Source organism: Schaalia turicensis, assembly GCF_019380255.1.
GTDB lineage: Bacteria > Actinomycetota > Actinomycetes > Actinomycetales > Actinomycetaceae > Pauljensenia > Pauljensenia turicensis_A.
This window is the reverse complement of sequence record NZ_CP048928.1, coordinates 1,353,151-1,371,737: the sequence shown is the minus strand read 5'-3', so window position 1 is coordinate 1,371,737 and position 18,587 is coordinate 1,353,151. Positions and strand designations below refer to the sequence as shown.

The following is an 18,587-nucleotide window of genomic DNA, read 5'->3' as shown; positions in this document are numbered from 1 at the left end:
AATCGACGTATGACGTCTTCATCCGCGTGGCTTGTTGTTGGCCTTGGTAATCCGGGGGAGCAGTATGCTGTGACCCGTCACAATGTCGGTCAGTTGACCGAAGATGTGTTGCTCCAACGTACAGGTGCATCGTGGTCATCTCATCGAAGTGGCACCCACGTAGCGGATGTGCGTCTTGGAATTCTTCCTGGTGGTGTGCCCGGCCCGAAGGTTGTGCTTGCAAAGTCGGATTCCTATATGAACACCTCGGGTGGCCCGGTTGGCCGACTGATGAAGTTCCTTGGAATCGATGCCGGTCATCTTCTAGTCATTCACGACGATCTGGATCTTCCTGCGCATGAGCTTCGCTTGAAAAAGGGCGGTGGCGAAGGTGGCCACAACGGGTTGAAGTCCATTTCTCAGGTCCTTGGAACGAAGGACTATCATCGCCTGCGTATTGGTATCGGTCGCCCGCCGGGCAGGCAGGCCCCCGCAGACTTTGTTCTTGCTCGTCTGAGCGCCAAAGACCGCCCCGAATGGGACGTGACCTTTGAAAATGCTGCCGATGTTGTCGAATCCATCGTGACAAACGGTTTTGCTCCGACTCAGATGGCTCTGCACTCAGCGAACTCAGGGAAGTAAAGAGTGAACCTTACCGGTTTAAAAGGCATCATTGCCTCAGATTCTGCACTTGATCAGGCATGCGGTTCGATCTCGTCGGCACGGAACGGTTGTTTTGTTGCTCCCGCTGGCGCGCATCCTCCCGTTCTTGCTGCTCTAAGCGAATACGGACAGGCACAGCCACTGATTGCCCTGACTGCGACAGGGCGGGAAGCTGAACGTTTGACTGCTGCCCTGAGGTCGTGGACGGACAGTGTTGAAATGTTCCCTTCCTGGGAAACGCTCCCGCATGAGCGTCTTTCACCTCAGGTCGACACGATGGCCCGTCGTATTGCTGTGCTCCGCAGGCTGGTTCATCCCGTTGCAGGCGATCCGCATGCGGGTCCACTTTCGGTTCTTGTTGTCCCGATCCGCGCGTTTCTCCAGCCAATTATTCGAGGTGTGGCTGACATTGAAGTCGTGCGCGTCAAAGTCGGGGATCGTGTTGACTTGACGGATCTTGTCGACCGACTGACTGAACTGGGATACCAGTGCACCGACATGGTCGAATCTCGCGGACAAGTCAGCGTTCGCGGTGGAATCCTTGACGTTTTCCCGCCTCAGGAAGCGCATCCACTACGCATCGAGTTGTGGGGGGACGAAGTCGATGAGATTCGTGCCTTCTCTCTTCAAGACCAGCGAACCTTAGGGGAAGCACCGGACGGCCTCTGGGCAACCGCATGCCGTGAGCTCCTGCTCAATAGGGCAGTGCGAGCTCGCGCACGCGAACTGGCCACCGAGCTTCCAGGCGCTACCGAAATGCTGGCACTCGCTTCCGAGGGAATCGCGGCGCCCGGCATCGAATCCTTGGCACCGGTTCTGACCTCCGGCATGGATCGTCTGCTTGATCTTCTGCCCGCAGATAGCCCGATTATCGCCTGCGATCCGGAGAGGATTGCTGCCCGCGCCCAAGACCTGATCGCAACGACCGAAGAATTCTTAGCGGCCGCCTGGTCCACCGCCGCCGGTGGGGGACAAGTGCCCATTAAAGCAGGCGAGGCCTCGTTCCTTCACTACGAGGACATCTGGAAGTCGGACGATCGTGCCTGGTGGGAATTGACCACGCTCCCCCCACCCGAACTTGCCGACGCGCTTGGCGAGGACACTTCCGACGCGCTCGCGGAAGAGACGAAGGCAGTGGTTGCGTCCCCAACTCTGATGAGCATGGGAGCGCGTGACGTACGCTCGTACAGGGGCGATTTTGTGTCGGCGAGCGCAGATTTGAAGCAGCTTGCGTCGCAGGGCTGGCGGATTGTCATCACAACTGAAGGCCCCGGTCCTGCACGCCGAATCCGCACAATTATGGCTGAAGCAGGGGTTCGGGCAACTCTGCGTGATGATATTGAGACTCCTGTCGAAGCCGGTTCGGTTGCCGTTACGACCGCGCAAGCTGGACAGGGTTTTGTCCTGCCGGGTGAGCAGTTCGTTATCCTCACGGAGTCGGATCTGACGGGTCGTACGGGTTCTACAACCCGGGACATGCGACGGATGCCCTCGCGTCGCAAGAAGGGTGTCGACCCGCTGTCACTGCACCCGGGTGACTACATCGTCCACGAGCAACATGGTATCGGCCGATTCATTGAGATGGTCTCGCGCACCGTGGGACGTGGCTCCGCATCTGTCACCCGTGACTATCTGGTTTTGGAGTACGCGCCTTCAAAGAGAGGCCAGCGTGGGGATCAGCTGTTTATTCCGACCGATGCCCTTGGACAGATTTCCAAGTACACGGGTTCGGATCAGCCGACGCTGACGAAGATGGGTGGAGCTGACTGGGCGAAGCGGAAAGCGAAGGCGAAGAAAGCGGTCAACGAGATTGCCAAGGAACTTATTCGCCTCTACGCTGCTCGCCAAGCAACCAAAGGACACGCGTTCGGCCCCGATACTCCGTGGCAACGCGAACTTGAGGATGCATTCCCATATGTGGAAACCCCCGATCAGCTGGTGACGATTGATGAAGTGAAAGCTGATATGGAGAAGCCGATCCCCATGGATCGCCTGCTGACGGGCGATGTCGGATACGGAAAGACCGAAATCGCTGTTCGCGCTGCGTTTAAAGCAATTCAAGATGGCAAGCAGGTTGCTGTGCTTGTTCCGACGACCCTGCTTGTACAACAGCATGTCGAAACTTTCACCGAACGCTACGCGGGCTTCCCCGTGACCATTGCGTCCCTCTCGCGTTTTTCAACGCCGAAGGAAACGCAAGAGGTGAAAGAGGGGCTTGCCTCGGGGCGCGTTGACCTTGTGATTGGCACTCATTCCTTGCTGACGGGAACGGTGGTGTTCAAGAACCTCGGCCTTGTCGTGATTGACGAGGAACAGCGTTTCGGCGTTGAGCATAAAGAGACGCTGAAGGCGCTGCGCACCGACGTGGATGTGCTGTCGATGTCGGCCACGCCGATCCCAAGAACGCTGGAAATGGCAGTGTCAGGTATTCGCGAGATGTCGATTCTGCAGACTCCACCAGAAGAACGCCAGCCGGTTTTGACTTTTGTTGGAGCGTACACGGATGCGCAGGTCAGTGCGGCAATTCGCCGTGAGTTGCTGCGTGACGGACAGGTGTTTTTTGTCCACAATCGCGTGGATTCAATTTCGAAGGTCGCAGCCCACATTCAGGAACTCGTTCCCGAGGCGCGCGTGAGGATCGCTCACGGAAAACTGAGCGAACACCAGCTAGAGGACGTGATCGTCGACTTCTGGAACCACGAGTTCGACGTTCTGGTGTGTACCACCATTGTGGAAACCGGCTTGGATATTTCCAATGCGAATACGCTGATCGTGGATCGCGCCGATGTGTTCGGTTTGTCCCAATTGCACCAGTTGCGTGGTCGAGTGGGACGAGGCCGCGAGCGTGCGTATGCGTATTTCTTCTATCCGGCGGACAAGACTCTGACGGAAACCGCGCATGAGCGCCTGAAGACTATCGCTGCGAATACCGACCTGGGTGCAGGGCTTGCTGTCGCACAAAAGGATCTAGAGATCCGAGGTGCCGGCAACCTGCTGGGCGGGGCTCAATCCGGTCATGTTGAAGGGGTTGGCTTCGACCTGTATGTGAGGATGGTCGCCGATGCGGTCGCAGCCTATCGTGGCGAGGCTCCTGAAGAGAAGAGCGACCTGCGGATGGATCTGAGCGTTGATGCCCACATTCCTGAGGACTATGTGCCCGGTGAGCGTCTGCGCTTGGAGGTATACGGCAAGATTGCGTCGATCACGTCGCCCGAGCGAGCAGCCGATGTGCGCGAGGAACTGATTGACCGATACGGGCCGTTGCCCCGCAATGTGGAATTGCTGTTCGATGTTGCTCGCCTTCGCACTATCGTGCGCGCAACCGGTATTGAAGAGATCGTGACCCAGGGCAAGTATCTGCGTGTTGGTCCGGTAGACCTGCGCGAGTCTCAGGTTCTTCGCTTGAAGCGTTTACACCCGGGTGCGGTCATTAAAGCTGCTGTTCGACAGGTCATGGTTCCCCTTCCCATGACTAGTCGAATCGGCGGAGAACCGCTCACGGATGAAGCGTTGCTGGATTGGGTTGAAACTTTGGTAACGAAGATTCTTGTCCCTTTTAACGCCTGATTTCATCATCATGGCGCTTTCAGCACTTTTAAAGGAACGTGTCATAAAATAATCGTGGCCAACATGGGCTATACGGCAGGGAGGACCTACGTGTTCAGCGTAAAGAAAGCAGCAATGGTTGCTGTAGCAAGCATTTCCATCCTGGGACTCGGAGCATGCTCGGCACACCCGGGCACCGCAGTTTCAGTGAACGGCGTCAACTACTCCGAAGCTGATGTTTCAGACGCCCTTTCCCAGTACGCTGAGTTGACCGGCCAGCCGATGGGTCGCGCAACCCTTGTTGCCATGCTTCCCGATGCTTTGAAGTTCACGCAGCTGGCTAATGAGAACCAGATTTCTGCAACCGATGAGCAGGTGAATGAGTTCGTTGCGTCGCTTGTTGACCAGGGACGTATTCATGCTCCATCCGGTGACTTCAGCCCCGTTCTGACCGAGATTCTTCGCTACTCGGTGATTAAAGCTCAGCTGGACCAGATGGGCCAGGATGCGCTTGCCACCCTCGCTGAGGACTACAAGGAAATCGCTGCTACGCAGCAGGTTGACATCAACCCTCGTTACGGCACGATTGAAGAAGATGGCAGCCTCAAGTCACCGATCTTCGGTGACGTTGTGGATGCTTCCGTTTTCACGGCTGGCCAGACCGGTGGTGGAGCTGGGTCTGGCGAGTGATCGTGTGATCCATTCCTCCTTGGTTCCGTCAAAGATCGGGACCAAAGGCGGCTGAACGGATCATCGCACCCCACAAGACGTGAATGCTTGTTCAGATTTGCGTCTGCAACTAGGCCGAACGGCCGCAAACGTACTACCGTTATGACTGACAACAGTCCACGAAATTGATCGATTGGAGAATGACGTGGCAAGGATTGAGGCTATTGCAGCTCGCGAGATTCTGGACTCGCGCGGTAACCCGACCGTTGAGGTTGAGGTCCTGCTCGAAGACGGAACGCTTGCACGTGCATCCGTGCCTTCAGGCGCTTCCACCGGCGCATTTGAAGCAGTTGAGCGTCGCGACGGCGACAAGGGCCGTTACCTGGGCAAGGGTGTTCAGGACGCCGTTGACGCAGTGAACGACATCATCGCCCCCGAACTGATCGACGAGGACGCTGCAGATCAGCGCACCATCGACCAGATCATGCTGGATCTCGACGGCACCCCGAACAAGGGCAAGCTTGGTGCAAACGCCATCCTCGGTGTTTCCCTCGCCGTTGCACACGCAGCAGCTGAGTCCGCTGGCCTGTCGCTCTACCAGTATCTCGGTGGCCCGAACGCTCACGTTCTGCCCGTCCCGATGATGAACATCCTCAACGGTGGTTCGCACGCCGACACCAACGTTGACATCCAGGAATTCATGATCGCTCCGATCGGTGCACCGACCTTCCGCGAAGCCCTCCGTTGGGGCGCAGAGGTCTACCACACCCTCAAGGGCGTCATCAAGGAACGCGGTCTGTCCACCGGCCTCGGTGACGAAGGCGGTTTCGCCCCGAACCTCGAGTCCAACGCTGCAGCACTCGACCTGATCATCGAAGCAATCGAAAAGGCCGGCTTCAAGCCCGGCGAAGACGTTGCTCTCGCCCTCGACGTTGCTTCCTCTGAGTTCTTCAAAGACGGCCTGTACCAGTTCGAAGGCGAAGGCCGCACGACCGAGTACATGGTTGAGTACTACGAGAACCTCATCTCGAAGTACCCGCTGGTTTCCATCGAAGACCCGCTGTCGGAAGACGAATGGGATGCATGGAAGTCCCTCACCGACAAGATCGGCGATCGCGTCCAGCTCGTTGGCGATGACTTCTTCGTTACCAACCCGGAGCGTCTGCGCAAGGGCATCGAGCTTGGCGCCGCCAACGCTCTGCTGGTTAAGGTCAACCAGATCGGTTCGCTCACCGAAACCCTCGATGCGGTTGAGGAAGCACACCGTAACGGCTACCGTTCGATGACCTCGCACCGTTCCGGCGAGACCGAAGACGTCACCATTGCTGACCTCGCAGTTGCCACCAACTCCGGTCAGATCAAGACTGGCGCACCGGCTCGTTCCGAGCGCGTTGCCAAGTACAACCAGCTTCTGCGCATCGAAGAAGAACTCGGCGATGCAGCTGTTTACGCTGGCCGTTCCTCCTTCCCGCGCCTCGGTCGCTGAACTGAGCGTAGCTAGGAAAAACGCTTCGTCGACGATGTGCTCACGCGCTGAGGCGACGTGTGGGCCCCGAACCGTCGGTTCGGGGCCCACTGCTGTATCAAGTCAATGAAACCTAAAAGTTGGAGCACATCACAGGTGCACGCTTCGGCTCGCCGTTAGGCTGACGCGCGCCAAAGCCCGAAGTGGGGCACCATTAGAAGCATGCCTCGTAATCCACGCAGTGAGCGCCCCCAAGCGCCCCGACGACCAGACCACAATCGTGGTCTATCGCGTGGAACCGCGCCCAAAAAGGATCAGAAGGCTTCAGAAAAATCATCCTTGTTCAAGCGCTCCAAGAAGTCTGATAGCGCAAAGGTGCAGGCAGATGTGCAGGTGCCACCCTCTCCCGCAGAACGCCTAGAGCGAGCACGGGAGATTCGTAGCGCTCATAAGGCGAATGTCGCCGCTTCAGCTCATCAGTTCCGTCCTGCACGTGTTCCGCAGAGTCGTGAAGAACGCCGTCGAGCTAAAGTTCGCGAGCGTCGTCAAGAGAAGAAAGCTCGCCAAGAACGCCGTCTTGCTGAAGGAAAGACGTTCCTTGTTGGCGGTCTGGAGCTTTCGACGCGTTTGCTCTCCGTTGTTGTTCTTGTTGGTGTGCTTGGGGCATTGCTCGTCCCCAATTTGTATGCGTGGTGGAAACAGGAGCAGGAGCTTCGCGACATCACCGCGAAGGTAGAACAGACGAAGCAACAGAATGCTCAGATGCGTGAGCAGCTCGACTTGTGGAGCGACCCGGAGTTCATTGCCTCGCAGGCTCGTGAACGACTCGGGTACGTGAAGCCGGGTGAGGTGCAGTACGCGGTGGTTGATCCTGGCGAGGAGTATGTGGACAAAGCGCAGATCAACGCTGCGTCGCCTGAAGGTCCAGCAAGGCCGTGGATTCAAGTTGTCGGTAAACTGATTCAAGAAGCTGACGAAGCTGAAGTGGGTCAGTCGAAGGCTGTACCATCGCAGTCTGGTGATCAGCCAGCGCCCAGTGGCGCGCAAAGCGCTCAATCTCAATAGCCGCGTGTCGCGGCCAAATCGTAAGGAGCACGTTATCGTGACCGAAGTGGGGAAAGACCCGTCGATCGCTACCGAAGCAGATCTGGATGTTTTGCGTGAGCAGTTGGATCGTGTGCCTCGTGGTGTTGTCGGTATTGGTGCACGTTGCGTGTGCGGCCGTCCGACTGTCGTGAAGACGGCCCCGCGTCTTGAAGACGGTAGTCCGTTCCCGACGACGTTCTATCTGACCAGCCCTCCGATCGTGAAGGCGTGTTCAACGCTCGAGGCCGAGCATGTCATGGAAGATTTCAATGACCTGCTGGCCAATGATGAAGAGGTTGCCGTTCAGTACCAGGCAGCTCATCATGACTATATTGAACGTCGTCTCGAATTGGGGGATGTTCCTGAAATCTCGGGTGTTTCCGCTGGTGGCATGCCGACGCGTGTCAAGTGCCTTCATGCTCTGGTTGGTCATGCCCTGGCAGCGGGTCCCGGTGTGAATCCGATTGGTGATCGCGCGTTAGCGATGATGGAAGAACGAGGGATGTGGAGCGCTCAGCACTGCTCCTGCTAATTGGTGGTTTCCGACCGGCGGTTGTTGTGTGGCAATGATGGTGTCGTTGATTAGGTGACGGCGTAGCTTGGGAGTGTGCCCCGAAAAGGAATGTGTATTTAATGAATCGTGTCGCTGGTATTGATTGTGGAACGAACTCCATCAGGTTGCTTGTTGCCGATGTGGAGCGTGATGAAAACGGTGTGCGCCTGACTGATTTGACTCGTCAGATGCGTATTGTTCGCTTGGGGCAGGGAGTAGATAAGACGGGTCGTTTCGATCCGGCTGCGATTGATCGCACAATTGATGCCGTTGTTGAGTATGAGCGCATGATTTCCCGCCTGGGTGCGTCGAAGGTGCGGTTTGTGGCGACGTCTGCGTCGCGGGATGCGTCCAATCGTGATGAATTTATCGATGCTGTTCGTTCGATTCTCGGCATCGAGCCGGAGGTTGTTGAAGGAACGCTCGAGGCCGCCCTGTCTTTCTCGGGCGCAGTCTCTGACCTAGGGGCAGGCGTCGAAAGCCCGATGCTTGTCGTCGATATTGGTGGTGGCTCGACCGAACTGGTCTTGGGCGATACTGAGGTTCGTCAGGCAATTTCTGTCGATATGGGTGCAGTGCGCGTGACAGAAAAATTCTTTGCTGACTGTGATCCGGAAGCGGGAATTCCCCTTGCTATTCAAGAGCGTGCAATCGAGTGGATTGATGAACAGCTCGATGGGGCGCAAAAGGTTGTTGACCTTGAGCGTGTGAAGACATTGGTGGGTGTTGCTGGCACTGTCACGACGTTGACCGCTCAGGCTTTGGGGCTTGCGACATACCAGCCGGAACTCATTCACGGTGCGTCGTTGAGTCTTGATCAGATTGATCAAGCGGTGCGTTTCATGGTGGATCAACCGACGAAGGTGAAGGCCGCTCTCGGGTTTATGCCTGAGGGGCGTGAAGATGTGATTGCGGCGGGTGCGCTGATTTGGAGCCGTATCGTCAAGCGTGTTGTTGCTCGCGCAACTGAGCAGGGGAGTGTCATTGACCATGTTGTGACGTCCGAGCATGACATTCTTGATGGCATTGCCATATCGCTTGCCTAGGCCCAGAGGAATTGCCTGAGATAGGTGGGGAGTGAAAAGTACCCCCAGTCGGACTCGAACCGACAACACACCGATTTTAAGTCGGTTGCCTCTGCCAATTGGGCCATGGGGGCCGCGCATGTGCGCGTCTCATTCTAACCTAAAGAACGCACTGCCTGAGCATAAGGATCTGCCGGCCATGCGCGCTTGTTCACCGCTTTCTTAGGCCTTCTCCGTCTGGTGGGGGACGAGTGTTTTCAGGAAAGACACAGGTTTTGTGGCGGTTTTGTGCGGTTTCTTCTAGGGAAAGTCCGTGATAGTCATGGGACAATAGAGATAGACACGTAAGACCTAGGAGGCCAGAAGTTGTCTAACCCAGTTTTTGACAAGCTTGAAACTCAGTGGGCGAAGGAATCGCAGTACACGCCGGCGGGATACCCCACAATGCCCGGATACACTCCATCATCGCAACCGAGCGCCGCTAACGCTGCGGATCAGCGTTACCCATATTCGACGGCGAACTCGTATTCCACCCAAGCTGGGTCGGCCTCGTCGATGGACTACGGGCAGTACACGCAGTCTCAGATGGAGTCGATGTACCAAGCGCCGGCCGCGGATGCTGTTGACCGTGGAGTGATGACCTACGACGACGTCATTATGAAGACCGGAATTTCCCTGGGTGTCCTGCTGGTTGCCGCTACGGCAACGTGGATGCTGTCTGCCGTGAACCCGTCGATGGCGATCGCGCTGTCCGGTGTTGGCGTGCTTGTTGGCTTCATTCTGGCGATGGTGAATTCGTTCTCTCAGACGATTCGTCCCGCTCTGATCCTCGCTTATGCAGCCTTCGAGGGTTTGGCTCTTGGCGCAGTTTCTGCCGTCTTCGAATTGATGTACCCCGGAATCGTCGTTCAAGCACTCGTTGCGACGGCCGCCGTCTTCGGTGTGACCCTTGCGCTCTTTGCTTCCGGTAAGGTCCGTAATTCGTCGAAGCTGATGAAGTTCACGCTGATTGCACTGATCGGCATCCTCGTTTACCGACTCTTGTCATGGGTTTTGACCCTGACGGGTGTCCTTTCCTCCGGTGGCTTCGACTCGATTACTGTGATGGGTATTCCGCTGGGCATTGTCGTTGGTCTGCTGGCTGTCTTCGTTGGAGCAGCCTGTCTGATCGGCGATTTTGACCAAGCGCGAATCGGTGTAGAGCAGGGCGTTCCTGCAAAGTATGCGTGGATGTGTGCTTTCGGTATTCTGGTCACCGTCGTGTGGATGTACCTAGAGATTCTGCGACTCATCGCAGCATTCAGGGACAACTGACTCTTTCTCTCCGATTCCAACGCAAGGAATCGAATCTTTACCGTGCATCACGAATCTTGAAGGAATCCTCATGGAAAACATCACTGTTACCGGCGACTTTGCCCGTAAGCCTCAGCTCGCCTTCGAAAATGCTCCCTCCGACGAACTTCTTGTCGAGGTCCTGACAGAAGGCGACGGCGATGTCGTTGAAGTCGGAGACACCATCCACTGCCACTACCTTGGCCAGGTGTTCGGTGGCGATATCTTCGACAACTCCTACGATCGCGGGGTGGCCCTGAGTTTCCAGATCGGCGTTGGCATGGTCATCCGCGGATGGGACGAGGGCCTGCTGGGCCACCGCGTTGGTTCGCGCGTTCTGCTCTCCATTCCGCCGGAATACGGCTATGGCGCACGTGGTGTTCCGCAGGCAGGTATCGGTGGCGGTGACACGCTGGTGTTCGTCACCGACATCATGGGCGTTGCCTGAGTTCAGAGACAACGAACCGCGCCCGTAGCAAGCACAATGCGTTGCTGCGGGCGCGGCCTCGTATATATGCGCACAAGCCGAACGGAAAACGTTGGGTGTTGACATGCGAGGTGACTAGACGATCGGGCAGGGGATCCCTGTTCGTGCGTGGCATTCGTATCCGTTGGGATTCTTAAACAGGTACTTTTGGTGATAGTCCTCTGCGTACCAGAATTGACCGGCTTCGGATGCGGGGGCGATCTCAGTTGCGATTTGGCCGAAGCCAGCTTCGCTGATCTTTTCTTGATACGCATCACGGGCAGCGAGAGCCACTGCCAACTGTTCATCCGTCGAAATCCAGATTGCACCGCGATACTGGGGCCCACGGTCGTTACCCTGGCGGTTCACTTGAGTCGGATCGTGAATCTCAAAGAAGAGGGAAATGAGCTGAGCCACACTGGTCTTTTCGGTTGAATAGACAACACGCACGGTTTCAGCGTGGCCGGTCAGCCCGCTACAGACGTCGTCGTAGGAGGGGTTTTCCAGCGTGCCACCCATGTAGCCCGTTGCGGTTGCAACGACCCCCGGAGTATTCCAGAAGGCTTTGTCGACTCCCCAGAAACACCCCGCTGCAAAATAAATGATTTCTTCGTTTTTTCCGGGCTCGGTGTGAATGGGAGCGTTGAGAGCGACAGGGGCAATGAAACTGCCACCGCTGAAAAGGTCAGTCAGGTTTTTCATGGCTTCATCCAAACACTGAATACGCCAAGGCGCGACAGGAGGAGGAAATAGGCTACAAAGGAATTTGTACATGGTCTTGGGTAGTCTTGAAACAGTTCAACAGTGAAAGGGGTCGCGATGTTTGATCGCAGCGGACGGAACAAAGCGCGCCTTGGTGCGTTTGTTGCTCGGTTTGCGTCAGAAGCGGAGCACAAGAATGCCGTCGGCGCAGAAGAGCCCACGATGGAGTTTCACCGCGGGGATACGCTTGAAAGTGAACGCGATGCAACAAGGTCCGTTCCCTGGCCCCTTCGCTTATCTGCCGCACTGTCATGGCGTCTGATTGTCGTTGCGATCGCAACTGCGGGTATTGCGTGGGCTGCCTCCAAGATCTGGACGCTGATTATTTCCGTCGCGATCGCTTTGCTTCTTGCTGTCTTACTTGAACCGCTTGTGCGTTGGCTGACCGTAAAGGCAAAGCTCCCGAGGACGCTGGCAGCAGCTCTGGGTCTGCTATTTCTGGTTGCGCTTGTCGCCGGTGCTCTGTCTCAGGCGGGAACAGAAATTGCCATGCAGTTGCCTGACCTGATGAGGAAGGCTAGCGGTGGTCTTGATACGTTCCGTGACTGGTTGGCTAACTTGCCATGGAAGATCGACATGACGGTCTTCGACAACGTTGTCACCAGTGCGATGACTCAGATTACCAACTATGTGCAGCAGAACGTGCAGCAGATTTTCAGCCAGGCCTACTCGGTCACATCCTCGGTGGTATCGCTGGTTTCCGGCTTCCTGATCATGCTGTTCTGCCTGTTCTTCTTCCTTAAAGAGGGACGCACAATCTGGCTGTGGATTGTGCGACTGTTCCCAGCTCCGGCACGTACTCCTCTGCACGAATCTGCGATTCGTGGCTGGGTGACGCTCGGTTCGTACGTTCGAACCCAGATTCAAGTTGCCGCTATCGACGCGGTGGGTATCGGTTTGGGAGCCTTCTTCTTAGGGCTCCCCATGGTTCTTCCGATCATTGTGGTCGTATTCTTTGCGTCCTTCGTTCCGATTGCTGGCGCAATGGTGTCTGGTGCCATCGCTGTTTTGGTTGCTTTGGTTGATCAGGGGATTACGGCTGGCGTTATCATGCTGGTTGTTATCTTGGTTGTTCAGCAGGTCGAATCGAATCTTCTTCAGCCTCTGTTGATGTCTCACGCTGTTTCTCTTCACCCGATAGCCGTGTTGCTTGTCGTGGCAGGCGCTGGTTCGCTGGGCGGCATTCCTGGCGCTGTTTTCGGTGTTCCGATTGCGGCGTTCTTGAATGCCACGTTCCTCTACCTGCACGGATATGACTCCATGCCAGAGCTGGCAACAAAGCAGGATCGTCCCGGCGGTCCTCCTGGAATGCTCGATGAAATGGTCGCAGCATCGTACGCGTCGAAGACGCACGTCAACGAGGCCCCCGCTCAATCTTCATCCCAAGACGCGGCGTCTCAGATCGTGGCTGACGGATCGGTTGCGTCCACTTCTAGGCGTGAGGCCCCCGTTCCAGGGGAAAAACCGGATATGGACGGCACTGAAAGTGCCCAGAGCATGGAAAGTCCAGGGGAGGCTAGGTAGCGTTTAAGATTGTTCAACACGTGTGGCGGGGTCAGTAGCCAAAGACTACTGACCCCGCCACACATGCTTCGGCGCTATTTCCCTCCGGGTGTTCTACGGAAGCGTATCCTCTTTGAAACGCTGACCGTGAAAGAGTAGGAATGAAGGGGCGCTCTAGAGCGGATCAGCCCGCGAAAGGCTTTGCTGTGAGGATCTCGACCTCGATCTCCTTGCCATTTGGAGCCTCGTATGACACCTTGTCGCCCGTCTTGTGCCCGGTGACCGCGGCACCCAGAGGAGCCTTCGCAGAGAAGACCTGCACGCCCAAGTCTCCACCAGCGTCACGTGAACCGAGCAGGAACGTCATCTCGCGTCCGCCAACCAGAGCAGTCACAACCATGCCGGGTTCAACGATGCCGTCATCAGCGGGCGTTTCGCCAACCTCTGCTGAAGCGAGCATCTCCTGGAGAGTCTGGATGCGCGTTTCGTTCATCGACTGTTCGTTGCGTGCAGCGTGGTAGCCACCGTTCTCACGCAGGTCGCCCTCTTGGCGAGCCGCATCGATCAGCTTCGCAATTTCCGGGCGCTTGATTTCAATGCGCTCGGTGAGCTCCTTCTGTAGAAGGTCGTACTGAGCCTGAGTTAGCCACTGAGTGTCGGCCATGAGTGTCCTCCAAAAACGATAGCCGGAACGATGGTACCGGCGCTAAGACTCAGTCAGTCTAGCAATGCCAAAGCATTCCTGCCTGAATGCGAAGTAGTCAGGTAAAATCCGGGCGCAAACGTAACGTGCAGATGAGCCGTCCGGCCTCGTCAACACGGGCAGAGAAAATCAGAGAAGAACGGCCAAGTACACGCCCACGCAGTGGCATGCCCAGGCGGCAACGGTGAAAGCGTGGAAGATTTCGTGGAACCCGAACCACGTTGGGGAAGGATCCGGACGCTTTGTTGCGTAGACTATTGCGCCCAGCGTGTAAAGAATGCCCCCCGCGACGATCAGCCAGACCACAGCCGGGCCACCAGCGCTCCAGAGCTGAGGGAGGTATGCGACAGCAGTCCATCCCAAAACCACGTAGATTAACGTTGAGAGCCACCGCGGGGCGGTCGGCCAGAAAAGGTTGATGAGGATCCCGATGATGGCCCCAATCCAGACAATCGACAGCAGAACCATTGCATCGTGCCTGGTGAGCAAGGCAACCGACAAGGGAGTGTATGTGCCGGCGATGAGAAGGAAAATATTCGAGTGATCAAGCCGTTTCCACACGAGCTCCCAGTTCGGCTTCCAGTAGAAGCGATGATAGAGACCCGAGATGCCAAAAAGAAGAAGAGACGAGGCAAGGTAAACCGCTGATGCCCACTTTGTCGGAGTCGTTGGGGCAAGACAGATCAGCACAATTGATGCCGCTAGCGAGAGTGGGGCTGTAACAAGATGCAACCATCCTCGCAGGTGAGGCTTAATAGCGATCAACTGGTTTGGAACCCACGACTTCGGATGAAGCGATGCGACCTTCATGATGCCTCCCACAACGAATTCAAACGCGAATTAATTCAAACCGTGGCTGTCAGTCTCACGCTGATATCCACATAACCTACGTTACCGTAAGTTAGCGATTGTGTACGAGGGGCAATTCAGCAGATGAACATCTTCCAAGGCCTCCAAGGTGTTCGGTTCCAACAATCGTGGTCATCGCGCACCTCCACTGTGCATATGCGTGCAGGTGAGGTCACTTTCATTATGAAAAACGATTACCCTTAACGCAGATCAACGATCGCTAGCGGTTGCCCAATACGGTGTCGCTAACGGTTACGACACTGTCAACTGCTACCGGTAGCCGGAAATGGGAGGGACCATGGCGCGACTCGCTCTGGCCTATGACCTGTACGAGGAACGTCTGCGCAAGCAGCTTCCCCAGTCGGCCATCCCCAGACACATTGGTGTCATTCTTGACGGAAACCGTCGTTGGGCCAAATCCACCGGCAAACAAGCGTCGCAAGGTCATCGTGCCGGCGCCGAAAAGATCTCCGAATTCCTCGTCTGGGCAGAAGAACTCGGCGTCGAAGTCATCACCTTGTGGATGCTGTCGACCGACAATCTTTCTCGCACATCAGAGGAACTGACCGAACTCCTTGGTATCATCGCCGACGCCGTTGACCACTTGGCTATGCAAGGAAAATGGCATCTCAACGTCGTTGGAGACTTGGGCCTACTCCCCGAAGACGTAGCAGCGCGGATCCGCGCATCGGTTGCATCGACCGCGACCGTTCGGGGCATGAAAGTCAACGTTGCCGTCGGCTACGGAGGACGCCACGAAATCACCGAAGCTGTTCGCGCGATCATGCGTGAGGCGTCGGCCCAGGGGAAGAACCTTGACGAAGTCGCAGACTGTCTATCCGATGCGGATATCACTGCTCACCTGTACACGAAAGACCAACCGGACCCCGATTTGGTGATCCGCACGTCCGGCGAGCAACGACTGTCCGGGTTCATGATTTGGCAGTCAGTCCATTCGGAGTACTACTTCTGCGAGGCCTATTGGCCGGACTTTAGGCGCGTGGACTTCCTGCGTGCTCTGCGCTCCTATGCTCAACGTGAACGCAGGCTGGGAAAATAGATCCGTCGGAGTGTGACACCGGTGGAGTGAAGCCACCTGTTGGATAAAGAATACGGGCGATACTTCATGAGGTATCGCCCGTATTGTACGTAGCGCGTCAGTCGATTTCGTACGACCACGGTGGGTTAGCGCCCGCGCGTGACACGGTCACGTCAGAGATGCGGGAAGCGCGGTCAAGAATTGTTTGGACCTGGTCAGCATCAATTGTCTCAAGAGCGACGCGTCCTTCAGCACCGCACAGCTGAAGACCCCACATTGCATCCAAAATGCCACCCATGAACGAATCACCGGCACCAACGGTGTCGACGACCTTGACATCGCCGGGGGTAGCTTCGACGCGGACACTTGACTTCGAAACGGCTAGACCGCCCTTCTTGCCACGAGTGACGATAATCAACGAAGGCCCAAGGTCAAGCCAACGGGCAATCACATGATCGAGGTCTTCACCATTGGTAAGCCACTCAAGATCCTCGTCGGACACCTTGATGACGTCCGATACTGCGACAAATTTTTCGACCAGGGGCATGGCTTTTTCTGGCGAGCCCATAATGGCAGGACGAGCGTTCGGGTCGAAGGTGATCAGTGCGTGAGGGCGCGCGGTTTTCAGGGCCTCGTACACGGTGTCGGCACCGGGTTGGACGGCCGCGGAAATCGAGCCTGCGTGCACGATCAGCGCCTGGTCAGAAACGGGGATCGGGCTGGTGGGGTTCCAGTCGAAGTCGAAGGTGTAGGTGGCCGCGCCCTTGTCATCAATGGATGCAAGAGCAGTGGTCGTGTGGTGAGCCCCGCGCGATTCGGGGGTGATGACCACGTGGGAAGCGGTGAAGTGTTCCTCGATGACCTTGCCACGCGGGTCGTTTGCAAACCACGTGGAGAGCACCGACGGGCGTCCCAGACGCCCGAGGGTCATAGCGACGTTCGCTGGCGAACCACCGGGGATTTCGCGTGCATCTTCAGGGTGAGAAATAGGCGTAACGATGTCAATGAGCGCTTCGCCGATGGCGAGAATATGAGGCTCGTGAGCAAGATCCATGGCACATCCTTTGTCGGGTGCGCAGACAGGCTGCGCGATCTGTACCGATTTTAGTCTGAGCAGGGTATCAACGTGCCCAATCGATGCTCGCGTGTGGCATCTGTGCGCAGGGTGTTGGTCTGTTGCCCGCCATGGTCGCCGTGTTCGTCTCCAAAGCGGATATCAACTGGATCTCAAGCACATCCACAAAGACTCCCAAACGAATCTGATACAAGCTCTACACGAACCATCATTCGCGCCTGCCAGCTTACTGTGTGGGGGCCTCAGCCTTATCCAGACGAGACGCGGCAACATCAAGAATCTGCTTGCAGTGAGCGGCCAACGCTTCCCCGCGCTCCCACTGAGACAGAGTCGTTTCAAGCGGTGCTTGACCCGATTCGAGTTGCTTGACGATCTGCACGAGTTCGTCGCGTGCTTGCTCGTAGGACAGTGACTCGACGGGAGCCAGTTCGTTATCCATATGTACCTCCGGGGTATGACAGTCGATGTGAGAGTGAATGGTTGATGTGCAAAGAAAGGGGGACGAGGCCGCGCCCATTTATCCGTTCGCTTGGCCTGTCGGCGACGCTGGCGTAGTTCCCACAACCTGAGCGACCATTCGGCCCGATGCAAGGATGCCTTCGATCAAACTACCTTTTGGTGCGTCGGCAACATCCTTGATGATTGCTCCACTGGGAAGCTTCAGAATTGAATATCCGCGATCGAGTGTTCCCTGCGGGGAAAGAGCAGTGAGTGTTGCCTGCATCCGTCCCAGTGCGGTTGTTTCAGTTGAAAGACGTCGCTCGACTGCATGTCGCAAACCGGTGAGCGTTTGAGCAAGCCCCGCGCGATGCGTATCGACGACCGCCCCCGGGCTGAGCAGAACCGGGCGAGAAGCGTATGAATCGATGAGCTGGCGCTCGCGGCCCAATCGAAGCATGATGGCTCCGCGCATTGTGTCGATTGCTGTTTGAATGTGCGCTTGCTCAGTTGCATAGTCCGGGACGATTCGCTTCGCGGCATCCGTCGGAGTCGACGCCCTGAAATCGGCGACAAAGTCCAGCAGGGGAGCGTCGGCCTCGTGCCCAATCGCCGACACGACCGGAGTGGAAGCTAGCGCGACGGCGCGCAGTAGTCGCTCGTTAGAGAACGGCAGAAGGTCTTCGACGGAGCCGCCACCGCGTGCAATGACGATGACATCAATATCGGGCCGTGCGTCCAATTCCCTGAGAGCACTCATGACTTCTGGCACGCAGCGCTCGCCCTGAACAGCGACTTCCCTGATCTCGAAGTCGGCCACGGGCCAGCGGTCTGTGGCGTTGACAAGGACATCGTCTTTCGCCTTCGCGTTCGACCCGCAGATTAGGCCGATTCGACCGGGCAGGAAGGGGATGGGCTTCTTTCGCTCAAGCGCAAAGAGTCCTTCTTTTTGAAGCTGAGCGCGCAATTGCTCGATCTGAAGCAGAAGATTGCCCGAGCCCGCGATACGGATTTCTTGTGCGCGCAGATTCAGGGAACCCTTTGATGTCCAAAACTGAGGGGTAACACGCGTGACGATCCGTGCGCCCTCTGTGAAAGCGCCACCAAGTTCCTTCAGCATCCCCGGCCATGCGGTGACGGTCATCGAAGTGTCGGTCTCAACATCACGGAGGACGAAGAATGCGATTTTCGAGGTAGCGCGTGGCTTATATTCAACGATCTGGCCTTCGACCCAGAGCGTAGACATGCGTTCGACGTAGATTTTGATGTTCTCCGTTAGCTTGCGGAGAGGCCAGGGGTTATCTGCGGTTGTGTCCGCGGCCCGAAGTGCCAGAGGTTGATTCGTCACGCATCCAAGAATGCCACAGACCATGGGTGAATCGAATTGCAGAAATGTGGAGCTGTGCTCAAAGCCCCGTTCAGCGCGCACTCACG

At 56.7% G+C, this 18,587-nt stretch carries 17 protein-coding genes and 1 tRNA gene; 11 read left to right on the top strand and 7 right to left on the bottom strand.

From position 1 onward, the window contains the following. Window positions 1-9: 9 nt before the first annotated feature. From pth to G5S47_RS06015, 7 genes are all read left to right on the top strand, one after another. A complete protein-coding gene (pth, locus tag G5S47_RS06045) occupies window positions 10-621 on the top strand; it encodes an aminoacyl-tRNA hydrolase (RefSeq protein ID WP_179369857.1) in 612 nt (203 codons plus the stop codon). Window positions 622-624: 3 nt separating this feature from the next. Further along, window positions 625-4,209, top strand: a complete 3,585-nt coding sequence (mfd, locus tag G5S47_RS06040) for a transcription-repair coupling factor (RefSeq protein ID WP_219585386.1) — start codon at window positions 625-627, stop codon at window positions 4,207-4,209. 90 nt (window positions 4,210-4,299) lie between these two features. Continuing rightward, the gene (locus G5S47_RS06035; protein WP_219585384.1) at window positions 4,300-4,878 is read left to right on the top strand and encodes a hypothetical protein; all 579 of its coding nucleotides are present in this window, start codon (window positions 4,300-4,302) and stop codon (window positions 4,876-4,878) included. 184 nt (window positions 4,879-5,062) lie between these two features. Continuing rightward, on the top strand, window positions 5,063-6,343 hold the full coding sequence (gene eno, locus G5S47_RS06030; protein WP_219585382.1) for a phosphopyruvate hydratase: 1,281 nt from the start codon (window positions 5,063-5,065) through the stop codon (window positions 6,341-6,343). Between the two features lie 318 nt (window positions 6,344-6,661). Next, window positions 6,662-7,387 (top strand): FtsB family cell division protein, encoded by a 726-nt coding sequence (locus G5S47_RS06025; RefSeq protein ID WP_181002096.1) that lies wholly within the window; start codon window positions 6,662-6,664, stop codon window positions 7,385-7,387. 37 nt (window positions 7,388-7,424) lie between these two features. After that, window positions 7,425-7,940: a DUF501 domain-containing protein gene (locus G5S47_RS06020; protein ID WP_103632071.1), complete on the top strand. Its 516-nt coding sequence runs from the start codon at window positions 7,425-7,427 to the stop codon at window positions 7,938-7,940. Between the two features lie 101 nt (window positions 7,941-8,041). Next, window positions 8,042-9,007 (top strand): Ppx/GppA phosphatase family protein, encoded by a 966-nt coding sequence (locus G5S47_RS06015; protein ID WP_219585381.1) that lies wholly within the window; start codon window positions 8,042-8,044, stop codon window positions 9,005-9,007. Window positions 9,008-9,046: 39 nt separating this feature from the next. On the opposite strand, the gene G5S47_RS06010 is transcribed toward G5S47_RS06015, so the two are convergent. Further along, window positions 9,047-9,120 (bottom strand) — tRNA-Leu (locus G5S47_RS06010). 232 nt (window positions 9,121-9,352) lie between these two features. On the opposite strand from G5S47_RS06010, the gene G5S47_RS06005 reads away from it, so the two are divergent. Beyond that, complete coding sequence (locus G5S47_RS06005) at window positions 9,353-10,300, top strand: Bax inhibitor-1/YccA family protein (protein ID WP_219585379.1); 948 nt, start codon at window positions 9,353-9,355, stop codon at window positions 10,298-10,300. 70 nt (window positions 10,301-10,370) lie between these two features. Then, window positions 10,371-10,766: an FKBP-type peptidyl-prolyl cis-trans isomerase gene (locus tag G5S47_RS06000; protein ID WP_219585377.1), complete on the top strand. Its 396-nt coding sequence runs from the start codon at window positions 10,371-10,373 to the stop codon at window positions 10,764-10,766. Window positions 10,767-10,880: 114 nt separating this feature from the next. Here G5S47_RS06000 and msrA read toward each other — a convergent pair whose 3' ends face one another. Continuing rightward, window positions 10,881-11,486 carry a peptide-methionine (S)-S-oxide reductase MsrA gene (gene msrA, locus G5S47_RS05995; RefSeq protein WP_219585375.1) on the bottom strand — a complete coding sequence of 202 codons (606 nt, stop codon included), beginning with the start codon at window positions 11,484-11,486 and terminating at the stop codon, window positions 10,881-10,883. 117 nt (window positions 11,487-11,603) lie between these two features. Between msrA and G5S47_RS05990 the strand changes: the two genes are divergently transcribed. Next, window positions 11,604-13,070: an AI-2E family transporter gene (locus G5S47_RS05990; protein ID WP_219585373.1), complete on the top strand. Its 1,467-nt coding sequence runs from the start codon at window positions 11,604-11,606 to the stop codon at window positions 13,068-13,070. Between the two features lie 163 nt (window positions 13,071-13,233). Here the strand turns inward: G5S47_RS05990 and greA are convergent, their stop codons facing one another. Both greA and trhA read right to left on the bottom strand, forming a co-directional pair. Next, window positions 13,234-13,713, bottom strand: a complete 480-nt coding sequence (gene greA, locus G5S47_RS05985) for a transcription elongation factor GreA (RefSeq protein ID WP_219585371.1) — start codon at window positions 13,711-13,713, stop codon at window positions 13,234-13,236. A 168-nt stretch (window positions 13,714-13,881) separates the two neighbouring features. Further along, a complete protein-coding gene (gene trhA / locus G5S47_RS05980) occupies window positions 13,882-14,562 on the bottom strand; it encodes a PAQR family membrane homeostasis protein TrhA (RefSeq protein ID WP_219585369.1) in 681 nt (226 codons plus the stop codon). Between the two features lie 337 nt (window positions 14,563-14,899). Between trhA and G5S47_RS05975 the strand changes: the two genes are divergently transcribed. Then, window positions 14,900-15,661: an isoprenyl transferase gene (locus G5S47_RS05975; RefSeq protein ID WP_219585367.1), complete on the top strand. Its 762-nt coding sequence runs from the start codon at window positions 14,900-14,902 to the stop codon at window positions 15,659-15,661. Between the two features lie 97 nt (window positions 15,662-15,758). Here G5S47_RS05975 and G5S47_RS05970 read toward each other — a convergent pair whose 3' ends face one another. From G5S47_RS05970 to xseA, 3 genes are all read right to left on the bottom strand, one after another. Beyond that, window positions 15,759-16,694: a carbohydrate kinase family protein gene (locus tag G5S47_RS05970; RefSeq protein WP_219585365.1), complete on the bottom strand. Its 936-nt coding sequence runs from the start codon at window positions 16,692-16,694 to the stop codon at window positions 15,759-15,761. A gap of 247 nt (window positions 16,695-16,941) precedes the next feature. After that, on the bottom strand, window positions 16,942-17,154 hold the full coding sequence (locus G5S47_RS05965) for an exodeoxyribonuclease VII small subunit (protein WP_219585363.1): 213 nt from the start codon (window positions 17,152-17,154) through the stop codon (window positions 16,942-16,944). 78 nt (window positions 17,155-17,232) lie between these two features. Beyond that, the gene (gene xseA, locus G5S47_RS05960; RefSeq protein WP_219585361.1) at window positions 17,233-18,525 is read right to left on the bottom strand and encodes an exodeoxyribonuclease VII large subunit; all 1,293 of its coding nucleotides are present in this window, start codon (window positions 18,523-18,525) and stop codon (window positions 17,233-17,235) included. Between the last annotated feature and the right edge of the window lie 62 nt (window positions 18,526-18,587).

Excerpts from the sequence above, each read along its gene's own strand:
- pth (WP_179369857.1), top strand. The coding sequence starts at position 10 with ATGACGTCTTCATCCGCGTGGCTTGTTGTTGGCCTTGGTAATCCGGGG.
- G5S47_RS06015 (WP_219585381.1), top strand. The coding sequence starts at position 8,042 with ATGAATCGTGTCGCTGGTATTGATTGTGGAACGAACTCCATCAGGTTG.
- G5S47_RS06000 (WP_219585377.1), top strand. The coding sequence starts at position 10,371 with ATGGAAAACATCACTGTTACCGGCGACTTTGCCCGTAAGCCTCAGCTC.
- msrA (WP_219585375.1), bottom strand. The coding sequence starts at position 11,486 with ATGAAAAACCTGACTGACCTTTTCAGCGGTGGCAGTTTCATTGCCCCT.
- G5S47_RS05990 (WP_219585373.1), top strand. The coding sequence starts at position 11,604 with ATGTTTGATCGCAGCGGACGGAACAAAGCGCGCCTTGGTGCGTTTGTT.
- greA (WP_219585371.1), bottom strand. The coding sequence starts at position 13,713 with ATGGCCGACACTCAGTGGCTAACTCAGGCTCAGTACGACCTTCTACAG.
- trhA (WP_219585369.1), bottom strand. The coding sequence starts at position 14,562 with ATGAAGGTCGCATCGCTTCATCCGAAGTCGTGGGTTCCAAACCAGTTG.
- G5S47_RS05975 (WP_219585367.1), top strand. The coding sequence starts at position 14,900 with ATGGCGCGACTCGCTCTGGCCTATGACCTGTACGAGGAACGTCTGCGC.
- G5S47_RS05970 (WP_219585365.1), bottom strand. The coding sequence starts at position 16,694 with ATGGATCTTGCTCACGAGCCTCATATTCTCGCCATCGGCGAAGCGCTC.
- G5S47_RS05965 (WP_219585363.1), bottom strand. The coding sequence starts at position 17,154 with ATGGATAACGAACTGGCTCCCGTCGAGTCACTGTCCTACGAGCAAGCA.
- xseA (WP_219585361.1), bottom strand. The coding sequence starts at position 18,525 with ATGGTCTGTGGCATTCTTGGATGCGTGACGAATCAACCTCTGGCACTT.